The sequence below is a fragment of the Microcoleus sp. w1-18aA5 genome (genome assembly GCF_036701705.1).
Lineage (GTDB): Bacteria > Cyanobacteriota > Cyanobacteriia > Cyanobacteriales > Microcoleaceae > Microcoleus.
Genome location: NZ_JAUPTE010000036.1, coordinates 21415 through 27794, shown reverse-complemented (window position 1 = coordinate 27794; position 6380 = coordinate 21415). Strand labels below are relative to the sequence as shown.

Below are 6380 nucleotides of genomic sequence, written 5' to 3'. Positions count from 1 at the left end.
CTCAACCAGAATCAGAACCAGTTCCAGAAACCGTAGAGTTGAGAGAACATCCTCAACCAGAATCAGAACCAGTTCCAGAAACCGTACAGCCGATAACAGGGAAGCATCTCAGTTTGGGTGTCACAGGAACCAGATCATCTTACTCGCTACAGATATCTAAACAAGCAAGCAGGATGCTGACTTTTGTAAAAAACATTTTTTACAAAAGTGAGATACTCCCGATCGAACCTTCTCCACCAGAACCGATTGTCCAAAATCTAGAAGTTTCAGAAACCGTAGAGTTGAGAGAACATCCTCAATCAGAACCGATTGTCCAAAATCTAGAAGTTTCAGAAACCGTAGAGTTGAGAGAACATCCTCAATCAGAACAGATTGTCGAAAATCTCGAAGTTTCAGAAACAGTAGAGTCGATCGAGCATCCTCAACCAGAATCTGAACCAGTTGTAGAAACAGTAGAGTCGATCGAGCATCCTCAACCAGAATCTGAACCAGTTGTAGAAACAGTAGAGTCGATCGAGCATTCTCAACCAGAACAGATAGTCGAAAATTTGCTCGTTGTAGAAACAGTAGAGTCGATCGAGCATTCTCAACCAGAATCCCAACCAGTTGCAGAAACATCAGAGGAAATAAGCGATTTAGAACCTGAAATGCAACCAGTGGCAGATTTTCTGGAAATTGTAGAAAAACAAGAGTTGATCGAGAATCCTCAACCAGAATCGGTTGTCGAAAATCTACTCATTGTCGAAACAGTAGAGTCGAGCCAACCTTCTCAACCAGAACCTGTTGTCGAAAATCTGCTCATTGTTGAAACACAAGAGTCGATCGAGAATCCTCAACCAGAACCTGTTGTCGAAAATCTGCTCATTGTTGAAACACAAGAGTCGATCGACTATTCTCAACCAGAACCAGTTGTCGAAAATTTGCTCATTGTTGAAACAGTAGAGTCGATCGAGCATTCTCAAGCCGAACCGATTGTCCAAAATCTGCAAGTTTCAGAAACCGTAGAGTCGATCGAACATCCTCAACTAGAACCGATTGTCGAAAATCTGCTGATTGTTCAAATGGTAGAGTCGATCGAACTTTCTCAACCAGAACCCGAACCGATTTTAGATGCACCAAAGTCGATCGAGCTTTCTCAACCAGAACCCGAACCGATTTTAGATGGGCCAAAGTCGATCGAACGTTCTCAACCAGAATCCCAACCGATTTTAGATACACCAAAGTCGATCGAGCTTTCTCAACCAGAACCCGAACCGATTTTAGATGGGCCAAAGTCGATCGAACGTTCTCAACCAGAATCCCAACCAGTTGTAAAAAATCGGCCACTTAAAAAAAAGCCACAACCGAGTAGCGATTCTCAACCAGAACAGCCACCTGTTACCAAAAAGCGACAAATAGAAAGAAAAAAACAGGATAGCGACAGCAGCGAAACACCACCCGCAGGCGACTCAGAATGAACCAATTACCAATAGCCAATTACCCATTCCCAATTCCTAAATGTTAGTAATGATTAGTAATATTGTCGCAATTTACCGCAAAGAACTACAAAGCTATTTTGCCTCGCCATTAGCCTATGCCATCGCAGCAGTCTTTTGGCTAATCACCGGCTACTTTTTAATAGCCATCCTCCTAGCCCCCGACGGGTTAATTCCCCAAATCGGCCAGCGAGACCAAATGGGAATTACCGAACCTCCGATCGACGTAGCCTACGAATTCCTGCAACTATTCCTGCGAATAATGGGTTCCCTTTCCTTGTTCGTACTACCCGTACTCTCAATGGGACTTTACGCAGAAGAACGCAAACGTGGAACCTTAGAACTATTAGCCACATCGCCCTTAACAAACTGGGCCGTTGCTACTGGCAAACTCCTCGGTGTTTTAACATTTTATACCACGATGTTGGTGCCGCTGCTGTTCTGCGAGGCGATCGCCCTCAGTTCCTCAACCCCACCCGTACCCCCCGGAGTTCTTCTGCTAGGACACGGCGGCTTAATCTTACTAGCAGCAGGAGTATTGTCCCTCGGAATGTTTATTTCCTCCCTCACCGACAGCACAATTTTATCAGCCATCCTCACCTTCACTCTAGTATTATTTCTCTGGGTTATCGATGCAGTCGCCGTCAGTATCGGTGGCCCCTTCGGAACAGCATTAGGACATTTGTCGCTCCTAACAAATTACACCAATCTTGTCAAGGGAGTTTTCGATACCAGCAGTTTAATTATGTTTGCCAGTTACATCATTTTAGGAGTATTTCTGACCGCCCAATCCATAGATGCCTTGCGATATCAGCGTTCTTAAAAACATTAGGTAAGGCAGAGACAGAGAAGGTTATTTTTGCCAAAGTAAAGAGAAGTAAAGAGCAAAGGGAAGGTTATTTTTTCCCTGTTAATCATTCTACAAAATACCTCAAACAATGAGATTTATCAATCCCAAAATCGACTTTGCGTTCAAAAAAATATTCGGTTCCAGCGACAGCAAAGACATCCTGATTAATTTTTTAAACGCCATCCTTTATGAAGCACAGCCGATCATCGAAGACTTAGAAATAATCGACTCCCAACCAGAACCTCAAAATCTCGCAACCCAAGACACACACCTAGATGTCAAAGCCACAATTAACGGCGGCAGAATCGCCCTAGTTGAAATTCAACTGATAAACGTGCCTTCCTTTGGGAACAGAGTTTTGTACAACGCTGCCAGAAGCTACAGCCAACAATTAACAGGAAAAGAACGCTACGAAAGACTAAAAACAGTAATTTCCTTGAAAATTGCCGACTTTGAAATGTTTGAAAATCAGCCAGAATTTTTGTCGCGGTTTGTTTTTCAAGAAAAAGAGCAACAGTTTGAGTGTCCAGATACTGCAATAGAATTAGTATTTATCGAACTGCCAAAATTTAGCAAGGAATTAGCAGAATTAGAAACAACCGCAGAGCAATGGATTTACTTTCTCGAAAAAGCCAGCACTCTGGAGACAGTACCAGAAACACTCAGTGCAGTTCCCGAAATTCAGAAAGCTTTTAGAATTGCCAGCGAGGAAAACTTCACTCAGGAAGAATTAAATGAATTGCAGAAGCAAGAACTGTGGATTCAAGACCAGCAGATTGCCATAGATGTAGCCAGAGAACAGGTGACAAAAACTGCTCAACTATCGTTAATATTGCGTCAGCTAGTGAAGCGTTTAGGCACAATACAACCGGAAACTGAAAATAGCATCCGTCAATTAGGTATACAGGAATTAGAAGAACTAGGAGATGCCGTGCTGGATTTCAACAAGCCGTCAGATTTAACAGCATGGTTGCAGACTAATGCAATATAGAATAACATCCTCGACCCGGAAATTTTCCCCTCAATTATTTACGTTATGAAAATTAGCAAAACAAATTGGAAATATGTTTTTTTGCTGGGCCCCCTCCTCATCGCAGCGGGGGTAACAGCAGCACTTGTATCTGGAGTATGGGACCCCCTGACAGTCGGTTTAGTTATTGCCGGAGCAGTGACGATCGCACTTTGGCTGCTATATTTGAGTTACGAACAAAGCTTTTGGGGGCAGCGTTCCACTCAAGCCAGCACCAACGCCCTAATTGCCACCCTCGCCGTCTTTGTGATTCTCGGAGTAATTAACTTCATAGCCGTTCGCTATCCCGTCCGCATCGACTTAACCGAAAGCCAACAATTTACCCTCGCCCCACAGACTCAACAAATACTGCGAAACCTGCAACAAACAGTCAAAGTTTGGGTATTTGACCCCATCCAAAACCCCCAAATTAAAGAATTGCTGCAAAGCTACAAACGCGAGGGAGGCGAAAAGTTCCAATTCGAGTTTGTTGACCCGCAGACCCAACCTGGAAAAGCGCGGGAATTTAGTATTACTAGCATCGGAGAAGTTTACCTGCAATCCGGCGACAAAAAACAAGTTCTGCAAAAAGGTGGCACTGCTTTTGGTAGCGACCCAAATCAAGGTCTTTCAGAGATCAAACTGACCAATGCCTTAGAAGAAATCCTGAGCACTCGCGTTGCTACAGTTTACTTTTTGCAAGGCAAAGGAGCCCGCCCGATAAAGGAAGGTCAAGGCGGAATTCAGCAAGCTGAAAAAGCTTTGAAAGATAAATACTACAACGCCCAAACGCTGAATTTGACCGACCGCAAAGAAGTTCCAGAAGATGCAGATGCTTTAATCATTCCGGGGCAGGACAAACCGTTTTCCGATACAGAAATTAAAGCACTAAGAGCTTATCTCGATCGCGGCGGCAGTTTATTGTTAATGGTAGACCCGGCAATTGATACGGGATTGGATAAATTGCTGCAAGAATGGGGCGTAAAACTAGACGCCCGTTTGGCCATCGATGCTTCGGGCACTGGTCAAAGATTTGGCCTGGGCCCCACGGTTCCCACAGTCAGGCGCTACGGCGAACATCCGATTACTCAAAGTTTTGGCAACGGTATTTCATTTTATCCATTTGCGCGTGCTTTGGAAACCTCGCCAGTAGCAGGGATAGAGGAAAAACCGCTGATTTGGACGAGTCAGGAAAGTTGGGCGGAAAGCGATTTGACGACTAAGAAATTGGAGTTTGATCAAAAGACCGATCGACAAGGCCCGCTATTATTAGGTGTAGCTTTAGTTCGATCGTCAACTGACAGCACTCCCTTAAAGTCCTCACCTTCACCAACACCAACTTCGCCATCGCCTTCACCCCAAGCATCACCGGCAACGCCATCGCCTTCACCCCAAGCATCGCCGACAGATTTCCCATCACCGACAACTTCCCCATCACCGACAACTTCCCCATCACCGACAACTTCCCCATCGCCTACAGATTCACCCTTACCGACAACTTCCCCATCGCCGACAGATTTACCATCACCGATAGATTCACCCTCACCGACAACTTCGCCAACAGCTTCCCCAATCAGCTATTCGGTGATTGTCTCGCAAGAAGCAACGCCTCCAGCATTACCGACGACTTCGCCAACACCGGCAGCATCTCCCACAGCATCTCCCACAGCATCTCCCAGTCCAACCGCAACTCCTTCCGCGCCTTCAACTCCTAGCAAAACATCGCGAATGGTAGTAATTGGCACATCTCAATTCGTGACTAACGGTTGGTTTGACCAACAACTCAATAGCGACGTGTTTCTCAATTCAGTCAGTTGGTTGAGTAAACCAGACCAGCAAAGCTTTTCTATCAGTCCGAAAAAAGCTACTAACCGCCGCATTAACATGACTGCCCTCCAAGTAGGATTGCTGGTGTTAGCTTGGCTAATGTGGCCTTTACTCGGACTGGGAATTGGCGGCGCTATCTGGTGGAAGAGAAGATAAGTTAGTTGACAGTTGTCAGTTGACAGTTGACAGTTGACAGTTGACAGTTGTCAGTTGTCAGTTGTTATTAATAACAAACTCCCCAATTCCCAATGCCCAATTCCCAATGCTCAATGCCCAATTCCCAATGCCCAATGCCCAATGCCCAATGCCCAATTCGCTGTTACTATGAAATTGCAGAAAAATACATTAGTATTGATAGCCATCGCGTTGAGCATGACTGGGTTGGTTGCTTTGTTCGAGATGCAAGTATCTCCGAAACAGCAAGCAGCTAAGGAAGAAAAACAGAAAATTTTTGCTTTTAACTCCGATCGCGTACAATTCTTTACAGTCAAAACTCCCGAAAAAATATTGACTTTTGAGCGAGTTTATGCTACAAAAGGAGGCAAGTTTAGCTGGGAAATGAAATTGCCAGTGCAAGCACACGCCAGTCAGGCATCGGTGGATTTTTTGCTAGACAGACTGGCAACAGGAAAGAGCGATCGCACGATTAATACTACTGCTGCTCAACTGCCAGAATTCGGTCTCGACCAACCCCAAGCTACAGTCACAGTAAAACTGGACAACCAGGAAACTCACCGCCTAGTTTTAGGCAAAACAGACTTTAGCGGCCGCTTCTTGTACGCTCAAGCCAATCCGCCGGAAGCGCCCCCTCAAAATTCCGCCCAAAATTTGCCCGTGCTGCTAGTGCCTTTTGACTTTAAAAATGCCGTCCAGCGACCTTTGTCAGAGTGGAAAAAAGCAGAAGAACCCAAAACAGAGAAACCGCAAAAACCCTCTCCCACGCCCAGTCCAGACAATAAATAGATGCCCAGTTGATCAGAGATGTTGCAGCATTGTCAATAAGCCTTTTATGAACAGGCTTTTCAGCCTGTTCCACAAGAAAATTTACTCTTTGTGGAACAGGCATCTTGCCTGTTGCTGACAATGGTGCACTCTGGGATAGAATTTAAAGAACAAATCCCAAAACCTGTTACATCCAACATTCCTCACCTAAAATACAGAAAAGTCTAAACTTAAACTGTATTTAAGTGGCGTGCATTACCCCCAGGAAAGGGCGAAT

4 protein-coding genes and 1 pseudogene are annotated in these 6380 nt (G+C 45.0%); all 5 read left to right on the top strand.

Annotated features, from left to right (window positions below; all coding sequences use genetic code 11):
* Positions 1 to 1457, top strand: a pseudogene (locus Q5691_RS14930) (ATP-binding cassette domain-containing protein); the annotation flags it as partial.
* A 40-nt stretch (positions 1458 to 1497) separates the two neighbouring features.
* Positions 1498 to 2298, top strand: coding sequence for an ABC transporter permease (locus Q5691_RS14925; RefSeq protein ID WP_333161783.1), 801 nt, complete (start codon positions 1498 to 1500; stop codon positions 2296 to 2298).
* A gap of 115 nt (positions 2299 to 2413) precedes the next feature.
* Complete coding sequence (locus Q5691_RS14920) at positions 2414 to 3316, top strand: Rpn family recombination-promoting nuclease/putative transposase (protein ID WP_333345408.1); 903 nt, start codon at positions 2414 to 2416, stop codon at positions 3314 to 3316.
* Positions 3317 to 3361: 45 nt separating this feature from the next.
* Positions 3362 to 5317 carry a Gldg family protein gene (locus tag Q5691_RS14915; protein ID WP_333345406.1) on the top strand — a complete coding sequence of 652 codons (1956 nt, stop codon included), beginning with the start codon at positions 3362 to 3364 and terminating at the stop codon, positions 5315 to 5317.
* Between the two features lie 141 nt (positions 5318 to 5458).
* The gene (locus tag Q5691_RS14910; protein ID WP_333216159.1) at positions 5459 to 6124 is read left to right on the top strand and encodes a DUF4340 domain-containing protein; all 666 of its coding nucleotides are present in this window, start codon (positions 5459 to 5461) and stop codon (positions 6122 to 6124) included.
* Positions 6125 to 6380: the final 256 nt, after the last annotated feature.